Annotated in this window: 14 protein-coding genes and 1 tRNA gene; 4 read left to right on the top strand and 11 right to left on the bottom strand. The window is 38.6% G+C overall.

Translation table 11 applies throughout. The annotated features are described in order from the left end of the window. Positions 1–6: 6 nt before the first annotated feature. Positions 7–2,169, bottom strand: a complete 2,163-nt coding sequence (locus AABJ44_RS03305; protein WP_338370439.1) for a hypothetical protein — start codon at positions 2,167–2,169, stop codon at positions 7–9. 11 nt (positions 2,170–2,180) lie between these two features. Beyond that, on the bottom strand, positions 2,181–5,204 hold the full coding sequence (locus tag AABJ44_RS03300; RefSeq protein WP_338370438.1) for a leucine-rich repeat domain-containing protein: 3,024 nt from the start codon (positions 5,202–5,204) through the stop codon (positions 2,181–2,183). Positions 5,205–5,343: 139 nt separating this feature from the next. Between AABJ44_RS03300 and AABJ44_RS03295 the strand changes: the two genes are divergently transcribed. Further along, the gene (locus AABJ44_RS03295; protein WP_338370436.1) at positions 5,344–6,762 is read left to right on the top strand and encodes an alanine/glycine:cation symporter family protein; all 1,419 of its coding nucleotides are present in this window, start codon (positions 5,344–5,346) and stop codon (positions 6,760–6,762) included. A 112-nt stretch (positions 6,763–6,874) separates the two neighbouring features. Here the strand turns inward: AABJ44_RS03295 and AABJ44_RS03290 are convergent. From AABJ44_RS03290 to AABJ44_RS03260, 7 genes are all read right to left on the bottom strand, one after another. Then, positions 6,875–6,946: transfer RNA gene (locus AABJ44_RS03290), tRNA-Cys, on the bottom strand. Positions 6,947–6,994: 48 nt separating this feature from the next. Next, entirely contained in the window at positions 6,995–7,480 is a 486-nt protein-coding gene (locus AABJ44_RS03285) for a hypothetical protein (protein ID WP_338370435.1), read from the bottom strand. Positions 7,481–7,499: 19 nt separating this feature from the next. Beyond that, positions 7,500–8,078 carry an NUDIX hydrolase gene (locus AABJ44_RS03280; protein ID WP_338370434.1) on the bottom strand — a complete coding sequence of 193 codons (579 nt, stop codon included), beginning with the start codon at positions 8,076–8,078 and terminating at the stop codon, positions 7,500–7,502. Beyond that, complete coding sequence (locus tag AABJ44_RS03275) at positions 8,075–10,216, bottom strand: energy-coupling factor transporter ATPase (RefSeq protein ID WP_338370432.1); 2,142 nt, start codon at positions 10,214–10,216, stop codon at positions 8,075–8,077. Before AABJ44_RS03275 ends, AABJ44_RS03280 begins: the two co-directional genes overlap by 4 nt. A gap of 18 nt (positions 10,217–10,234) precedes the next feature. Beyond that, the gene (locus AABJ44_RS03270) at positions 10,235–10,969 is read right to left on the bottom strand and encodes a FecR family protein (protein WP_338370431.1); all 735 of its coding nucleotides are present in this window, start codon (positions 10,967–10,969) and stop codon (positions 10,235–10,237) included. 19 nt (positions 10,970–10,988) lie between these two features. Further along, positions 10,989–12,134 carry a hypothetical protein gene (locus AABJ44_RS03265; RefSeq protein ID WP_338370430.1) on the bottom strand — a complete coding sequence of 382 codons (1,146 nt, stop codon included), beginning with the start codon at positions 12,132–12,134 and terminating at the stop codon, positions 10,989–10,991. Between the two features lies 1 nt (position 12,135). Further along, positions 12,136–12,615 (bottom strand): hypothetical protein, encoded by a 480-nt coding sequence (locus AABJ44_RS03260; RefSeq protein ID WP_338370429.1) that lies wholly within the window; start codon positions 12,613–12,615, stop codon positions 12,136–12,138. Positions 12,616–12,675: 60 nt separating this feature from the next. On the opposite strand from AABJ44_RS03260, the gene AABJ44_RS03255 reads away from it, so the two are divergent. After that, on the top strand, positions 12,676–13,710 hold the full coding sequence (locus AABJ44_RS03255) for a LacI family DNA-binding transcriptional regulator (protein ID WP_074640999.1): 1,035 nt from the start codon (positions 12,676–12,678) through the stop codon (positions 13,708–13,710). Between the two features lie 9 nt (positions 13,711–13,719). Next, the gene (locus AABJ44_RS03250) at positions 13,720–15,072 is read left to right on the top strand and encodes an aminopeptidase (RefSeq protein WP_074641001.1); all 1,353 of its coding nucleotides are present in this window, start codon (positions 13,720–13,722) and stop codon (positions 15,070–15,072) included. Here the strand turns inward: AABJ44_RS03250 and AABJ44_RS03245 are convergent. Continuing rightward, positions 15,069–16,037, bottom strand: coding sequence for a ParB/RepB/Spo0J family partition protein (locus tag AABJ44_RS03245; RefSeq protein WP_338370428.1), 969 nt, complete (start codon positions 16,035–16,037; stop codon positions 15,069–15,071). The genes AABJ44_RS03250 and AABJ44_RS03245 overlap by 4 nt on opposite strands. Beyond that, positions 16,030–16,785 (bottom strand): ParA family protein, encoded by a 756-nt coding sequence (locus AABJ44_RS03240; protein WP_074641004.1) that lies wholly within the window; start codon positions 16,783–16,785, stop codon positions 16,030–16,032. Before AABJ44_RS03240 ends, AABJ44_RS03245 begins: the two co-directional genes overlap by 8 nt. 318 nt (positions 16,786–17,103) lie before the next feature. On the opposite strand from AABJ44_RS03240, the gene AABJ44_RS03235 reads away from it, so the two are divergent. Then, positions 17,104–18,264 (top strand): class I SAM-dependent methyltransferase, encoded by a 1,161-nt coding sequence (locus AABJ44_RS03235; protein WP_338370425.1) that lies wholly within the window; start codon positions 17,104–17,106, stop codon positions 18,262–18,264. The last annotated feature ends 4 nt before the right edge of the window (positions 18,265–18,268 follow it).

The following is an 18,268-nucleotide window of genomic DNA, read 5'->3' as shown; positions in this document are numbered from 1 at the left end:
GTTAGCTTAGTCTCCGCATGGGATAACGAGGATACCGCGACTTGGATCCGTCAAATCATTACCTTCATAATAAGCAATGTTACTATCAGAGATGTAAGCTGATAATGCATTTTGGTATGAAGTTTCTAATGAAGGATTAAACACAGTTTTTGCATTAGAAACTTCATTAGTAAAGCAAGCCTGGATATTATTTGTATCCATAGAGAAAGAATCCAAATCAACAGTAACAACACGGTTTACATTTTTATACTTTAAGACTCCTTCTGAATCTGTATAAAATGCAATGCCATCATCAGCAATAACAAGTTTTTTAGGTTTTACTGCTATAAATCTTACAGGTCCATAAAATGCATCTTCTGATAGAGAGTTAGCAAGAGGTGCTGGAGTACACAATGAAGGCATTTCATCGTATATGACAACTTCTTGATTATAATCAGTTTCTATAAAAGATGTATTAGCTGGAATAACTAACGACTCCGAGTGTTCTTCATCTGTATATAGTGGCAGAGTGGTTGTTCCATATGAATAGTAAGCTTGTAGCTTTACACTTGCTAAATCAGCAACCTCTGCAACCGAATCTGAAAATCCGATAATATCTATGTCACCAGTCAAAGTATCGTATTTTATCAAGGCACCTCTACTTTTAAATGTATTTGACTCTTTCGCAAGCAGATACAGAGCCCCATCCTGGTAGATTACATCTGTAAGCTCTAACGAGCTGATAGCATCATCTGAAAGCCCAGCGCTTTCATAATCGAGTGTTATTTCTTTTGCCTTTGCAGAAGATTTGGAGCTATCAACTACATACAGCTTTTTATAAATTAAACCACTTCCTTGTCCCCCAGCTGTAAAGGCATACATTATACCGTCATTAATAACAAGGTTTGTGTTTGAATGATCAAACCATTCATTAATATGACTATAATCTCCGCCAGAAACTGTTTCATATTCTGTATTACCATTTGAAATAAGATTTGGAAATTTATAAATATCGTATGTAGATCCATTACAAAACCATGCATACAAAACATTTGTTTTTTTATCAATGGTTATTCCAGAAAGGTCATTTATTGCTGTATCAATATCTAAATTATCCATGAATTTGCTTGATACGACTTTATATCCAGAATTTATATCCTTAATAAAAGTGTAAAAATATCCATCGGCATCAAAGCAGTAATTCAATTTTGTTTCAGCAGTAGCTGTCACATCTGAAATATCTTCAGTTACATCATCTACTCGATAGTAAGAGTAGGTATAAACTCCACCTTCAGATACAGCGGTATACAAGACATAATCTGTATCTGGCACAGGTTCTGCACCATAAGCAGTTATAAGTTCCTGAGTAATTACGAATGTACCGTCAATCAAATATGGTGCATTTCCATACCATGTATCAGTTGTAAGACTTTCGTATACGTTAACTGATTCATTACACTTGTAAAGAACGTTGCCTATGTCATCCTCAAACGTCAGATTTAATGTGTAACAGCCTGATGGAATGTTGGTAACATAAATAGCGGTATTTCCACCATCAAAATTAAAGTCATTTGTTATTGGCTGATCGTCATTTGTTCTACTTGTAAAGACAGCAGTTCCCTTTGTTATTGCTTCAGAAATATCCGAAATTGCAAGATTTACAATACCGATTCCAGAGTTTTTATTTGTATAAACATCAATGTCTAAAGGTTCATCAAGACCATCTTCTGTTATAGAAATTTCTTCCAGACTTCCAGAAAATGCAGGAGATAGATTAACCGGTATATCTACCTGCCCATCGCCGTCATTGTCGCCGTAAAGTCCAGAATACCCCTTTACATTTATTAACCAGTCACCACTTGTTGGGAAAATAATTTCAAAGCTTTCTAAAGTTGTAGAAGCTGAAGCAGAAGCACCAGAAACACCTGCTTCATAATCTGCGGTTTCTGCTGCAATAACCCAGGTGATAGCTTCTGGCATAGAAAAAGTTGCTGAACGGCTTACTTTTTTAGCAGGACCAGCACCAGCAAGAGTAATTTTTCCGCTTACCTTGATTCCTGCAACAGTTTCGGCATCACGATTTTCCTTCTTTGCTTCACTAAGACTGCTATCACAGGCAAAAAGCATAAGGCTCAATAAGAAAATTAAAATTACGTATATTGCGCTTTTAATTGTATTTATATGTTTCATTTTCAACTCTCCTATTTTTGACAGAATAACAAACAATGCTTTTCATTTACTGCATATAATATTTTCTCAGCAAGTGACCAAGATGAATCTATTCCATCAATACCATCTAAAGTACCATCTGCATTTTCATTTGGAGGATTAGCCTCATCTGGATTTTCCCACCAGGAAATCCAGGCGCTCCTTAGTTCATCATCTTCTATATACCACCAGGTACCATCTTCATCCAGTAAAGTAAGTGATTCTATTCTACCAATTGCCTTATCACCAAGAGCAATAACTGAAGCTGGAAGTGTCAGTGATGTTAAAGCTGTATCACCTTCAAAAGCTGAAGAATCAATCACTTTTAACTGAGCTGTCTCTGGTATTACAACAGAAGAAAGATTTGTACAGCCTGAGAAAGTAGATGTTCCAATTATTGCTACAGCTGTACCTAATTCTATTTTCTCCAGATTAATACAGTCGTTGAAAGACCAGTTATTAACTGTTGTAAAATCTTCTGGGAAAATAATAGAGTGTAATGCTAAACAGTTTGAAAAATATCCTTGCTCTTCATTATCTGTATTGGTAGTTGTAACCTGAGATAAGTCTAAATCGTATAAATTGTATACTGGATCATCAGGATTTTCTGGATGGTATATAGCAGCCTTTAATTTAGCAAGAAAAATTCCGTATTCCTCATTAATTTCACCTTGAAGAACAATCTTTGCATTATGCGAATCAACCAGATTCTGGAAATCCGAAGTGAACTCATTTTCTACATAACATGATGAAAGATTGAACTCTAATAAAAGCTTATCATCTACAGTTACATTAAACACAGCATTAGCCATCTCAAAATTTTCATAATCCCGATTAGCTGGTGTTACAAAAACGTTGATCTGGTAAGTACCGCTGGCTGGAAGATTTTTGAGTTCCAGTGAGCCAGGATTTTCATAAGTATAATAAGTACCATTATCTGGGATTGTTGTTTTTCCATGGCTGATTTCATATTCCCAAAATACATTTGAGACATCAATTTCCTGGCCATCAGCATCAGTAAGTTTAAAATCGATTGTTCCCTTGTTCAGATAATAAGTTTCTTCTGCGGAAGCAATAGCAATTGTAAACTGATTTGGCAAAACTGGATTAATTGTGCCACTACCATTTACAGGAGTAGCTGTTACCAGAGACTCGAATTTAATTGTCACATCATTTGTTGATGCGAAATTAAAACTAGAAGTTCCATTAAAAACCTGTATATTTTGATTGCCAGAACTTGGTGCAAAACCAATACAATCACTTATAAAGTTGTAAGCCAATTCTTCGGTAAATTCTATTGATGTAAGTGGGCTTGCACCAGCTGCTGTTGATTCCCATTTTCCGTAAGAATAGCCAATATTCTCATTGTCTATTTTTTCAATGAAATAAATTCCTTCTCCAGAATTATTTTTCAACGCATACATAGACAATAAATAAGATTCTTCTTCATCTGTCATTCCCCTTGACTGATAAGAAAGCTCCATTATTTTACTTTCATCATAATAAAAATAAACATCCTTATATATCAGATTTCCATTGGTTATCCATTCACCTTCGTTGTCATAATACCAGCCAAATATATTACAATTACGGTATACGAACTCTTTTAATTCAGCACCATAAGCATCTTCAATATATGGCAATTCAACAGGCTCTTTATAGACTACCGAAGTTTCTGCACCAGGCTCCTGCAAATAAATATTGTAATACTGATAATATTCAGTTATTTCCCCATTAAAAGGTTCTAACTTTCCAAAATCAATTTCTTTTCCATTTGCACTCTTGAACATGAAACCATCACTCATATCTGAATATGTAAGGGTATTATCCTCTGCAAAAGAAAGACCATTAAGATCATTTAAATACAGGTTTTCTGTAAATTCAAAAGACGGTATTTTTGCATCAGTTCCAGATATATCTTTCCATTCTCCGTAAGAAACTTGCAAACCATCTGAATTAGCTATCATATAGATACCAGAGTCTGTTTGATTTTTAGCGCTGTATAAAGTTATTGTATATCTGTTCTCTATATTATCTAATCCAACTGTCTGATACAAACCTTCCTTTTTGGCTTCTTCATTATAATCAAAATAGATATCCATATAGAGATTGCCAAAATCATCTTCTTTCCAATCCTGATCACTCTTTTCTTCATTTATGAAATAACCAACAGGTTCATAGTAATAACAAATTGCCTTAAGTCTTGCTCCGTCTTCATCAATACTCATGTATTCAAATGAAATTGGCTCCTCGTAAGTTAGAGTTGCAGCATTTTGACTCTGTAAATGAATAAGATAATATTTTCTCTCTACTTCCTCTCCACCATTATATGGAACTTCTTTAAGGGTGATTGTAACAGGATTTTCTCCTTCGTGGACTGTGATTTCTTCAGAAGTACCTTTGAGACGGATTCCCATTTCACCATTAAACTGTAAGTCAAGACTTTCTTTAAATGATTCAAAAGTAAATTTTGCTATCTCTTCCTCAGAGGCTCCAGAATTTTCCATTTCAGTAAGCAGCTGGTTATAAAACTGCTCAAGTTTATTTTCATCCCAGCTTAATTCCTGATCTACTGTCATATCAATTGAAATGGTTTTACCAACTGGAATTTTCAATTCTATAACTTCATCTTTGAAAGTTGTCTCTAAATAATTTTCTTCCTCAACAGGCTTATCGGATGTAACTGGCTCATTTGAATAATCTTCAACAAAGCCCATGTACTTTGCATAATTAAAGGAAAGTTCTTTTGTTTCAGAGGTTTTATAATCACCTTTTGTTTCTACATTAATTTTAAGAACTGCTGACGAAATACACTGCCAGGGTTCAATAAAATCTTTTTCGTCTCCCTCACGGCTTATTGAACGGTTTGCTTGCAGGACGCTTTGTGCTATTTGTCCAACATTTAATGAAACTGAACCGGTGTTTTTTTCTTTGTAATCATTATAAGCTCCGGCACAGCTGGTTATCAGCAGAATAAAAAGCAGCGCTAAAAAACTGCTAAAAAAACGTTTCTTCATATAATACCTCTCACAATATCAATGTTAAAATTATAAACTACAATATAGTATAAAACAAGAAAAAATGAGGTAGTCTTGCCTCAACAGCAAAAGAACCGAGACCTTGACCGTTAAAATCATAATGATATAAAATATTGTTATGTTTGAAAAAATACTAAATAATATCGATGACATTGTCTGGGGTATCCCGACAATTGCCCTTATTCTGGTCACTGGTATCGTAATGACAATTGCTACACGCGGTATTCAGTTTACAAAGCTTGGACGTGCTTTTAAGAGTATCTTTAAGGAAAACGAAGGAAAGGGAGAACTTTCTGGCTTTTCTGCACTTTGTACTGCACTTTCCGCAACAATCGGAACTGGTAACATTGTTGGTGTTGCTACTGCGATTCTTGCCGGTGGTCCTGGTGCTCTCTTCTGGATGTGGGTTGCTGCTCTTCTTGGAACTGCAACAAAGTATGCTGAATGTATGCTTTCCATTAAATTCCGTGAAGTAAAAGAAGATGGACACGTTCTTGGCGGACCTTTCTATGTAATTGAAAAAGGTATGGGAAAGAACTGGAAATGGCTTGCTGTTCTGTTTGCTATTTTCGGAACCCTCGTAGGTCTTTTTGGTATTGGTACATTTACTCAGGTAAACGGTATTTGTGGTGCCATTCAGAATGCTTTTGATGCAGACAAGGCACACATTGCTTTCTCTATTGGTGAAAACAGCTATACATGGGCTACTGTAATTGGTGGTGCAATCATTACTATTGCTACTGCACTTGTTGTAATTGGTGGTCTTAAGAGAATTTCTAAGGTTGCAGAAAAAGTAGTTCCTGTAATGGCTATTATATATGTATTCCTTGGTGTTTCTGTTCTTATTATGAACGCAACTCACATTCCACATGCATTTGCTTTGATTTTCAAGGGTGCATTTGGTGTTGATACTGGAGTTCGCGCTGTTGCAGGTGCTGCAGCCGGAACAATCATCCGTATGGCTATGCAGAAAGGTATTGCCCGCGGTATCTTCTCTAACGAGGCTGGTCTTGGATCAGCTCCAATCGCTGCGGCTGCCGTTCAGACTGATGAACCTGTTGAGCAGGGGATGGTAAACATGACTGGTACTGTAATTGATACTCTTATCATCTGTACAATGACAGGTCTTTCTATCGTTCTTGCTGGTGGTGATGTATGGAACAGCGGTGCTACTGGTGCTGCTCTTACTTCTCAGGCATTCTCAGCAATCCTTGGTGGTGATAAGATTTCTGTTCAGTTCCTTCTGATGCTCTGTCTCGTATTCTTTGCATTCACAACAATTCTTGGATGGGACTATTACTCAGAAAAGTGTCTTGAATATCTGACTGGTGGAAATATGGCTGTTGTAAAGGTTTACCGCTGGCTTTATATTGCTGCGGTTGCTATCGGACCATACATGACAATTTCTGCTGTATGGACAATTGCCGACATCACAAACGGTCTTATGGCCATTCCTAACTGTATCTCTCTGATTGTTCTGAGCGGATTAGTTGCTAAAGAAACAAAGGCATACTTCGATAAGTATCCTACACTCTAAAAAAACGGGCTGTCCGAATAATCGGGCAGCCCTATTTATATATAAACACCCCGGAGCTTTGCTTCGACGGGATGATAAAAAAAAGAACTTCCGAAGAAGTTCTTTTGCTAAGAGGTGTGGATAGGAGTCGAACCTACCAATGATGGTTTTGCAGACCAGTCCCTTACCGCTTGGGTACCACACCAAAAAATGTATGTTTAATATATAGAAGATAGAGACCTTTGTCAATATATCAAACCTTCATTTGCTCCTTTAAAACATTTAAAACTTCAAGAGCCTCATTAGGATTATCAAAAATCAGCTGAATTTTCTGATTCTTTTTATTTGTGATTATCAATACATTTGCCTGAGGCTCTTCAGGAAGTTCTTTTATTGATTCATATTTTACAATTGTTGAACTGTTAATTAAAAGCTTTTCATATACACCGCTGTCTGGAGCAAAAGAGGATTCTTTAAGAACTATATAGAGTCCCACTACTCCACAGTAAGGAATAATCATACCAAATCTTCCCATGTTGATGAAAAACGGCAAAATAACAAGAAGATAACTTAATATTGGAGTTACCCAATGTGAAATAATCTGCTTTTTTCGTACAAGTGGTAAAAGTTTCTGACCAGCCTGATTCAGAATGCTGCGGCAGTAAAAAGGCATTCCAATGCTGATAATTGCCATAAGTACGGTTGGAATTCCTATTATAAAAAAGATTTTTTGATTCATAAATTTTCCTTATTCGTTTTTATTGTTGTTTCGACATACTCAACCAGCGCTGAAGAGTAATGCGGGAACTTTCAAACGCCAGCGGTAATTTTTCAATATCTTCAAGTGAAGAAATCTTATAAGAAGCAAAAGACTGAACCTCGCTTTCTTCTGCTTTAAGACTCTTTATATAATCTTCAATTGTATCAAACTGAGGAGGAAGAGCTGCTGTAAAGAATATATCGCAGGTTTTATATTCAATATTCTTATACTCATAAACATTCGGAGCACTGCAGAGAAACTGAGCACCTTCAACAGTAACTCCAATTTCCTCGCGGCATTCTCGGATAACGGCCTCTTCAACGCTTTCGCCGAAATCTACAAAGCCGCCCGGCACGGCCAGATAACCTTTTCGCGGCTCTTTAGCACGGACTTCAAAAAGCACATTATTGTATTTATCGTAAATAACAATACCTGCGGCAGTTGCAACATTACAGTACAAATCAAAGCCACAGTCCGGACAGATCCATTTTCGGTTTCCATGATTTTCGATTTTTTTACTGCCACACATCGGACAGAGTTTAAAATCGTTTTTAAGTCCATTTATCTGTTTTGTCATTTAAAACACCTCATTGTGATTGCGTCGGCAAGTGCTTCGGAACGTTTGATTGACTGAATAATCAGCGGAACAATTAACGGAAGTACGGCCCTTATTTTAGCAAGCTTTCCTTTAACTGTGCCAAGGCCGCCACGGATTGCCTGCGTTTTTAAGATTGATACCGCCTCGTCTACGAGGAGCGGAATGAATCTGAAGATTATTTCAATTATCAGTATCAGGTAACGTACGGGAATGCGGCAGAGGCGGAGCGGTGTAAGAAGAATATTCAGGCCGTCCATTAAATCGTATTCAGGTGTTGAAACAAAGAAACCCGAAATACAGGCAAGTGCCGCGTCTGTTCGCATTATTGTTGCAAGGCAGAACAATAATTTTGATGGAGTTACCATAAACCATTTCCAGCTTGTAAAGCGAACTTCATCTGGTAAGGCAGGATGGAAGATCATCTGGAAGACACTGAATAGTAATAAAAACGGCAGAATTTTCAAACTTGCAACAAAGAGTTTACGAAGACTGAAGCCACAGAAAATACAATATAATACGGTAACTCCAAGCGCTGTACCACAAAGCCACAAAGGTCTAACTGCCAGCGAGAATACGAACAGTGCGGTAAACAGGAGGATTCGGAGCGCGGGCGGCAGTTTTTCTGCCGGGGCGGATTTTTTTCGGCGCGAACGCGAAAGCCCCAGAGAAAGATTTTTGAGGCCTGCAATCATTCCAGCGATTTCCATTGGAGGGAGTTCTGTCTCACAACCACCCTCACCGTCCATCACATCCATACTGTCGCTTACTACCCGCCCCTCTTTTATTACAATTTCGCGGTCCGCAAAATCAGCTTCATCTCTTTTATGTGTACTAAAAATCACAGTCTTGCCTTCTGAAGCAAGCCGCCTCAAAAGTGCCATAACTTCTGCCCGGGTTCTGCTGTCCAGCCCTGCAGTCGGTTCATCAAACAGAATAATATCGGAATCCATTGCAAGAATTCCTGCAATGGAAAGTCGTCTCTGTTCTCCACCAGAAAGTTCAAAAGTTCTGCGCTCTCCAAACTGATCAAACGGAATTGCAGCCTCATCCATAGACTGCTTTACCCTTTCAACCAGCGCCTTACCGCTCATCCCCTGATTACGAGGTCCAAATGCAACATCATCTGCCGCAAAAGCCTCAAAAAGCGCTGCCTGAGCATTCTGCTGAGCAAGCACCGGACGCTTCGAATTCGAACAATAAATCTTTCCTTCTTTTGGAATTGAAAGTCCGGCACAAAGCTCGAGTATTGTAGATTTTCCAGCCCCGGATGCACCGGTCAAAGCCGTTAAAGTTCCACAGTGAAATTCAAGATTCACATCAAAAACACCGTGCATTGTATTTTCATGAGTGTAAGTAACATTCTGGAGTTTTAACGATACTTCACGTTCCTTGCAAGATATCGCAGTATCTTCTGTTTTCCGCTCATTTTTCGGCAGCGGCTCACCACAGATTCTCCGTACATTTTCCTTATTTTCTAAAAAGGCTTTCTGAGTTCCGTAAAAGAAAACCTGGCCTTCTTCAATTCCAATTACACTGTCTGCATCCTGCAGAACTTCCATATCGTGTGTAATCTGAATGATTGTGTTTCCGCATTTATGCCAGTACCGCAAAAATTCCAGAATCTCTACGCGAGCCTCCGGATCAATCATAGAAACTGCTTCGTCCAGAATCAGAATCTCAGGACGCAAAGCAAGAACTCCGCTCAAAGCAATTTTCTGAGTCTGCCCCAGTGACAATGCAGAAGTAGACGAAGAAGCTCTGTCCAGCATATCCACAATATTCAGAGATTCAATTACGCGCAGCTCAACTTCACCGGCATTTAAGCCCAGATTCTGTGCACCAAAGGCTGTATCTCTTGAAACAATTCCACTAACAAGCTGATTTTTAGGTGACTGAAAAACTATTCCTATTCTGTTATTTTCTTCGATTGAGATTGTGCCTGAATCCGGCACCTCTAAGCCGCACAGTAAACGTGCTAATGTACTTTTACCGCAGCCATTATAACCGACAATAGCAACATAAGAGCCCTTTTCAATGCCAAACGAGACATCGGAAAGGGCCGCCTTATTATTCTGCGGATACTTAAAATTCAGATTTTTAACTGTTATTACGCTCAATTATCTAGTAAAGAATTATTACGGAAGTTCTATTGTGATAACTACAGTTCCAGTTGGTTCTGGAGTATCTCCACCACCGTTGTTTCCGCCATTTGAAGGAGCAACTTCTGTTCCAGCTCCTGCTCCACCTTCACCTTCGAGAGAACCGGCAGTAGCTGCAGTTGAGTTAACCTCTTCTGCAGAAGAAACAACATTTGAAACAGTTGGTGTAACATTATTATTGTCATCAAGCTTAGCTGTCTGATTAGCCTGAATAAGAACACCACCAACAGATCTTGAAGCACTCTCCGTATCATTATACTCTACAGTTCCACCAAGTCCCTTAATGGTATTTGAATCGTCAAGAATCCAGTCTGTACCACGACAAGACGCAACGGCAACCGCTGTATGAACCTGGTAATTCACACGCTTATTATCAACATGTTTTACCTGAGAACGGGTTGTTCCGGTTTTAAGATAAACATTTACATTGTCTGTCTGATTTGCAGTAGAAAGCTCTTCAAGAGTAATTCTAGTTACAGGTCCAAGATACATTACTGAATCAATAATCTTGATTTTAGCTTCTGACTGAAAGCCTGTACTTATAGTTTCAGCTTTGGCAACTTTATCCCCCTTCTGAAGAGCAATCCATTTACCACCGCGCTGCACTTCAACCTTACCGCTTACAAAAGTTACAGTAGCATCTTCTGCAAAAACACTGGTTCCAAAAACAACAAGAACTGCAGCTATTATTATAGACTTAATTTTTCTCATATTCTTCCTCCGTATTTTTTTAGAACGCCAAAGAAGCTTTTATAGTTGCGTAATATTGTGTATTCTCTTTTGGATTAAAACAATTATAAGCACCAATATCACAGCCAAGCAAAACATCGCTGAACAGTTTGTAAGTAATTGTTGCTGAAGTATCAAGGCCATCAAACTTTGTTTCATCTTCAGACATTGCAATAATGCCTCTTTCTGTAAGGCTTGCGTAAACCTTTCCGTTTGAATACATAACGCCAAGTTTTGGAATAATTACTCCATTACCCTTTGGGCTATATAAACCAGAACCAAAAGTACGTGAAGTTATTGTTTCAAATGCTTTTATATTACCCTGATTTCCAGAAGCATATTCAACACCGGCAGTTAACATAGCAGTTGAGCTCACAAAGAAGTTTGCATCAAGTTTTGCATTAAGCATAAAATCTTCAAACTTGATTGTTCCAAGTGTAAAGCGGGCATCATAAGAACCTACATTTCCAAAATTTCCATTAAGAATAAAAGTTCCGTATGCTTTCATAGTATTTTCATCTGAAACCGGAATAAAACAAGCTGCCTGAAGTCCGATAGTATTTGAACCAAAAAGTCCTTTATAAGAAAAATCAGCTAACACCGGAACATATTTTGGACAGAGTGCATAGAAGTTATCATCTGCATCAAGCTGGTTATCAACCATTGAGACATTCAATGCATTCAAAAGTCCTGTATAGCCGGCATAGAATGAAGTTCTGATTTTTGCAGTTTTGTAATTAAGATAAAGACCATCGCTTACCTGTGAAAAAACTACACCAGAAAAATCTGAAAACTGAAAACGACCGGCACTCAAAGAAAGATTACCAGAACCAACTGCCCAGTCACCAGATAATTTAAGCAAATCAACATCTGCGATGAACTTTAAGGTCGTTTTGTTATTGTTTAAATCCATAATTGGATTTACCTTAAACAAACCTTCTGTTACAAATCTTAAAGTTCCTTCTTCATTTAACTTTGAAGAAAGCGACAAATAAATACCATTTGTCTGATTGAAAACTGTAGGCTTAAAACTGTCATCAAGACTTAATTTTGAAGTATTATCAATAACTCCGCTCCATGAAAGTGCTGTCAATGATGAAAAAGCACATGAAACGGCTAAAAGAACTGTCAGAATAATTTTTTTCATATTACTCACTCTCCATTGAAACAGCTTCCATATCAAAGCCACTGTATTTATTTACACAAGATGTATAAATACTTAAAGCTTTTGCACCGGAAATAAAATCTCCAGGCTCCTGCTTTGAATTCAAAATTCCATCTGCCTGAAACTGTTTAAAAACATATCGGGGAGAGCCTTTTGTAATGCGATACATTAAGCCGCCATTGATTGGCCAGAGTCTGGAATAAATATAAACTACATCAACAAGAGGAATTGGAGCCTCAGGATCTTCTAAAACAGGGATAAGCCCTTTTTCATACAAAGCATTTACTGCAGCCTCATAGGAATCCTGCTCGCCAATCAGATTTGTCTGAACAGCTGCAAGGTAACTAACTTGTCCGAAGGTTGCTTCTTTTGATTCCAGTAACTCTGTGATTACATCTGCTGACTGGGCATAAAGGGAAATGCCGATAAATAAACAAAATAAGACTGATAATTTCTTTTTCATATCATATATATTATCCTACATTTTGACAGTTGTCTACTTTTAACGCTATAATGGTAGCAAATGGTTACCTTAAAAGAAATTGCGGAAAAATGTTCCGTTTCAATCACTACAGTTTCAAATATTCTTAACGGAAAATCAAATGTTTCTGAAAAAACCAAGGAAAGGGTTTTAAAAATTATCAAGGAAACAGGCTATCATCCTAATTACATGGCTCGTGGACTTCGTGCCGCAAAAACAAATTCGGTTGGAATTATCATAGACGACCTTACAGAATTCAGTTCACCCGGCATTATTGATGGCATTATGTCCTATTTTGATGAACACAAATACAAGGCTATTCTTGAAAACCTCCGTTTCTATTCAAAATGGGGAACAAAATGGTATCACAATAAGGGTTATGAAGAGTCTGTTCAGCAGGCAATTGATGAATTTGAGTCAATTAAGGTAGATGGAATTATCTACGTTGCAGGGCATGCAAGATGTATTTCATGTATCCCTGACAATCTGAATGTTCCTCTTGTTATTTCTTATGCTTTTACCGAAAAAAAGGGCATTTCTTCTGTTGAATTTGATGATATGAAGGCTGCTTACGACCTCACAAAGCACCTTATTGAAAACGGACACAAAAAAATTGCTGTAATTGCAGGAACTAAAAATAATATACATACTGGACGACGCCTTGAGGGCTTTAAAAAGGCCATGAAGGAAAACGCTTTACCTGTTAAAGATTCTGACATCAAGTATGCTGCATGGGATACTCCAAGCGGATATGAAAATGCAAAGCTGCTTCTTGAAGATTCTGATTACACTGCCGTTTTCTGCTTTAATGATCTTATGGCTGCCGGTGTATATGATTATCTTTATGAAAAAAAGCTTGTTCCAGGAAAAGACATTTCTGTAGCAGGTTATGATAATCGTACTATGTCGAGATATCTTAAGCCAGCTCTCACTACTGTAGAAATTCCTCTCTATGACATTGGCCGAAAATCTGCTGAACTTATTTTGAAGCAGATTAACAATGAGGATGACTCAGAACAGCAGCAAAGCTTTGTTCAGTGCGGAATAATCGAGAGAGAGTCTGTCGGAAAGATTTAGGAGATTTATATGAATGAACAATTGATTGTTGATTACAAGAATTTTTTAAACAACGGAAAGACAGAGAGAGAATGCGTTGAGCAGATCATCAAAATGGCCGAAAAAAAAGGCTATAAAAACATTACAAAATTCAAAAAACTTACACCTGGCGATAAAGTTTATATAACAAAGATGAACAAAGCCGTTGGACTTTTTGAAATTGGCTTTGAACCTGTTGAAAAAGGAATGAATATTCTCTGTGCACATATTGATTCCCCTCGCCTCGATGCAAAGCAGAATCCTTTCTACGAGAAAGATTGCATTACTTACATGAACACTCATTACTATGGCGGTATTAAAAAATATCAGTGGACAACTATTCCTCTGGCCATTCACGGTGTTGTTGTAAAGAAAGACGGAAAATCTGTAAATGTTGTAATCGGCGAGAATCAGGACGAACCTGTTTTCTGTATTTCTGACATTTTGCCACACCTTGCTCAGGATCAGATGAAGGAAAAGGCCAGTGACTTTATTAAGGGCGAAGACCTTGATGTAATTATGGGCTCAGTTTCTCCAAGCAACACTGACAATCTTACAAAAGAAGAAAAGAAAGAACTTAAAGAAAAAAGCAAAAAGACTGTACTTGCACTTTTGAAAGAAATGTACGGCATCGAAGAAAAAGATTTTGAATCTGCTGAACTTGAAATTGTTCCAGCCGGAAAAGCCCGCGATATGGGACTCGACCGTTCTATGATTCTTGGATATGGACAGGATGACCGTTCATGTGCTTACGCTTCTGTTGCCGCTATGCTTGAGATCCATGCAGGAAAAAGAACTACCTGCTGTCTTTGTGTAGATAAGGAAGAAATCGGAAGCGTTGGTGCAACTGGCATGGCTTCTAATCTTTTTGAAAATATGACTGCTGAAATTGTTGCACGTACAGAAGCATCTTACAGTGAGCTTACTTTAAGACGCTGTCTTGAAAACAGCTATATGCTTTCAAGTGATGTTAATGCTGCTTACGATCCTATGAATGCAAATCTTTTTGATAAGGATAACACAAGCATGCTCGGTGGCGGAGTTACATTCCAGAAATATACTGGAAGCCGCGGTAAGTCTGGAGCAAGCGATGCAAACCCAGAGTTCATTGCTAAGGTCCGTGCCGCTATGTATGACTCTAACGTAACTTATCAGATGGCAGAACTTGGAAAAGTTGATCAGGGTGGCGGCGGAACAATTGCCTACCACGCAGCAAAATACGGAATGAATGTATTGGACGGCGGCGTTGCAGTTTTGAGCATGCACGCACCATGGGAAATCACCAGCAAGGAAGACATCAGCCAGATGTATGAGTGCTGTAAGGCCTTCCTTGGGTTAAATTAAGCTTTCTTAGACATAAGGACTTCGTAGATTCTATCGAAGTCCTTTTTATTATCAAAGCCGATTATGATGGAACCTTTGTTGATGTCACCCTTGAGGGAAACGTCACGGGTTCCAAAAATATTTCTGAGCTCCTGCTCAAAGGCAAGAACATCTGGATCTTTTTTCTGAACCTTTTTATCATCGTCTTTCTTTGCAGCAGCGCGGCCACCGCCGTTATAGGTGTCGGCGAGAGCTTCTGCTTCGCGTACGGAAAGTCCGTTTCCTACAATCTTAGCAAACATAACGCGCATATCTGCATCGTTCTTTACCATAAGGAGAGCACGGGCATGACCAGAAGTAATCTGACCATTTACAAGCGCATGCTGAATATCCTCAGGTAGCTTCAAAAGGCGGATAGCGTTTGCAACCGTTGCACGGGCTTTACCTACACGCTTTGCAACTTCTTCCTGATTAAGGTCTCCCATCTGAATAAGATTATAATAAGCTGTAGCTTCTTCTATTGGATTAAGGTCGGCACGCTGAATATTTTCAATGAGTGCCATTTCGAGTTTCTGCTGTTCATCAAACTTACGGAGTTGAACAGGAACTTTTGTAAGTCCTGCCATTCTTGCGGCACGTGTACGACGTTCACCGGCAATAATATAAAAACTTCCGTCTCCGGCATCTTCAACAATAATTGGCTGAAGGATTCCGTTTGATTTTATTGATTCGCAAAGTTCATCAAGTTGTTTCTGATTAAATTCAATTCGAGGCTGTTTTGGATTAGGCTTAAGGAGTGCAGGATCCAGCCACATACTTCCGTCTTCTTCCATCTTAATGGCAGCAGGAAGTTTTGTTCTTTTAAGAGTTGTGTTATGAAGTCCTCCGTTAGTTACAGCACCTGTAGAAACGGCAACTTCTTCCTGCGCTGCAGGATTCTCACCCAGCAGTGCACCAAGACCTTTTCCTAATGCATTTTTAGCCACGGCGAATCACCTCTTCTGCAAGTTTTGCATAACTGCGGGCACCTACACACTCAGGATCGTATTTACAGATAGGAAGTCCATGTGAAGGAGCTTCTGAAAGTCGTACATTTCTAGGAATAATTGTATTGAAAACTACATCCTTGAAATATGACTTAACCTGCATTACAACATCCTGGGCAAGACGTGTACGTGAATCATACATAGTAAAGAAAATACCACCGATCTTAAGGTCAGGATTAATTCCTTTCTGAACCTTCTGAACGGTCTGCAAAAGAAGTGTGATTCCTTCAAGGGCAAAATATTCACACTGCATAGGAACGAGTACTGAATCAGCGGCTGCAAGGCCGTTAAGTGTAAGAATACCAAGGGAAGGTGGACAGTCTATCAGAATATAATCATAAATAGCCTTAAGTGGTTCAAGCGCATTCTTAAGATAGAATTCGCGGTCTTCCTGGTCTGCAAGCTCTATTGCAACACCCGAAAGGTCAATTGAAGCACTGATTGCATCAAGATTTTCAACAGGAGTTTTCTTAACAGCCTTTTCACCTTCTACCTGACCGGCAAGAAGCTCATAAATAGTAGGCTTGTCTTTTGAAACTCCTACACCACTAGACATATTTCCCTGTGAGTCAAAATCAACAAGAAGAACCTTTTTACCTGCGAGTGCGATATATGCACCAATATTGATTGCAGAAGTAGTTTTGCCGACACCACCCTTCTGGTTTACAAAAACAATACACTTTCCCATATAACACAATGTATCATTTTTTAAATAATTAGTATACTGTTTAATTATTTGTGAACTCGAAAAACAGAGGCTTACACATTATAAACAAACAAACCGTGCACTCTGGCTCCCGGTCGCATATTTATAGGACAAAAACGCGCAATAATGCGCTAGACGTTGTTTGTGGTATAGAAACTATTATACTGCCGCTCCCGCGGCAGCCACAAACAAAGTCTTTTTGCCCTACAAATCTGCTCCCTCGCGCCAAACTTTTCTTTAGTTCTTTATAATGCAGAAGTCCTATGTGTACGTTTTATAAAACTTACGGGGTAAAAAAAAATGATACTTAGTGTTACATTGTCAAAACCGGCTGGAGACATCGAAAAGAAGCTTGGCAGGCCATATCAGAAAATTAAGTTTAAACTCGTGAATACGGCGGACGGGGCATTGTATCAGGAAGAAATGTTCACTAAAACTCAGGTATTCCATAACAAAATGACAGAGGCGGAGCTTTCGAAGTTTCTGGATGCTAATGTGGGCACTACTTTTAAGAACTGTGTAAAGCGAACTGAGAACGAAGAGATTACTCTGCTTACAAATAAAAAGGGAAAGATTACAGAACTGAGGAAGACAATAAATGTTACTTCAACTCCACTCAAAGTATTACCTGCAAAAAAGAAAAATTACCTGCTGCCGGAAGGGGCGCCTGTTCCATTCCTTGTACTGCTTGGAATTATGAATGATGAAGGCAAGGTGATTTCTTCACGCCATGATAAGTTCCGGCAGATAAACCGATTTCTGGAATTCATTGATGATATTCTTCCGGAATTTGCTGATAAAACAAAGGAGGAAGAATCGCTTCGCATTGCAGATTTTGGGTGCGGAAAATCTTACCTGACTTTTGCAGTTCATTATTTTCTTACAGAGATCCGCCACATTCCATGCGAAATTGAAGGTCTCGATCTGAAAGAAGAAGTTATTAAATACTGTAATGACATGGCGCAAAAACTTGAACTTAAAGGACTTATTTTCCACACAGGAAACATAGCTGATTATTCCGGATCTCACAGTCCTGACATTGTAATCACACTTCATGCCTGCGACACTGCAACTGATTTTGCTTTGAAATACGCCGTAGAACGAGGTGCCCGTGCAATTCTTAGTGTGCCGTGCTGCCAGCATCAGATAAATACACAACTTCAGACTCGCGGAAAAGCAGACGGTGCAGAAGGCGAAGTTCCAGCAGAATTTGAGCCGTTATTAAAATGGGGAATCATAAGGGAAAAATTCAGTTCTCTTGTTACAGACGCCCTTCGCGGTGAATGGCTGGAGCAGCAGGGCTACAAAGTTCAGATGCTCGAGTTTATTGATATGGAACATACGCCGAAGAATATTTTAATCCGGGCGATAAAAAAAGCCGGTGTTTTAGATACAGCGTCTCCTTCTCAACCACCGGAGTTAATGAAGTCACTCGGAATCACACCCGAGTTTTATAAATAGATCC

Origin of the sequence: Treponema bryantii (genome assembly GCF_036492245.1) — a bacterium.
Taxonomy (GTDB): Bacteria; Spirochaetota; Spirochaetia; order Treponematales; family Treponemataceae; genus Treponema_D; species Treponema_D bryantii_C.
This window is presented reverse-complemented; position numbering and strand designations above follow the sequence as displayed.

Coding starts and splice junctions, on each gene's coding strand:
- AABJ44_RS03305 (WP_338370439.1), bottom strand. CDS start 2,169: ATGAAACATATAAATACAATTAAAAGCGCAATATACGTAATTTTAATT.
- AABJ44_RS03300 (WP_338370438.1), bottom strand. CDS start 5,204: ATGAAGAAACGTTTTTTTAGCAGTTTTTTAGCGCTGCTTTTTATTCTG.
- AABJ44_RS03295 (WP_338370436.1), top strand. CDS start 5,344: ATGTTTGAAAAAATACTAAATAATATCGATGACATTGTCTGGGGTATC.
- AABJ44_RS03285 (WP_338370435.1), bottom strand. CDS start 7,480: ATGAATCAAAAAATCTTTTTTATAATAGGAATTCCAACCGTACTTATG.
- AABJ44_RS03280 (WP_338370434.1), bottom strand. CDS start 8,078: ATGACAAAACAGATAAATGGACTTAAAAACGATTTTAAACTCTGTCCG.
- AABJ44_RS03270 (WP_338370431.1), bottom strand. CDS start 10,969: ATGAGAAAAATTAAGTCTATAATAATAGCTGCAGTTCTTGTTGTTTTT.
- AABJ44_RS03265 (WP_338370430.1), bottom strand. CDS start 12,134: ATGAAAAAAATTATTCTGACAGTTCTTTTAGCCGTTTCATGTGCTTTT.
- AABJ44_RS03260 (WP_338370429.1), bottom strand. CDS start 12,615: ATGAAAAAGAAATTATCAGTCTTATTTTGTTTATTTATCGGCATTTCC.
- AABJ44_RS03255 (WP_074640999.1), top strand. CDS start 12,676: ATGGTTACCTTAAAAGAAATTGCGGAAAAATGTTCCGTTTCAATCACT.
- AABJ44_RS03250 (WP_074641001.1), top strand. CDS start 13,720: ATGAATGAACAATTGATTGTTGATTACAAGAATTTTTTAAACAACGGA.
- AABJ44_RS03240 (WP_074641004.1), bottom strand. CDS start 16,785: ATGGGAAAGTGTATTGTTTTTGTAAACCAGAAGGGTGGTGTCGGCAAA.
- AABJ44_RS03235 (WP_338370425.1), top strand. CDS start 17,104: ATGATACTTAGTGTTACATTGTCAAAACCGGCTGGAGACATCGAAAAG.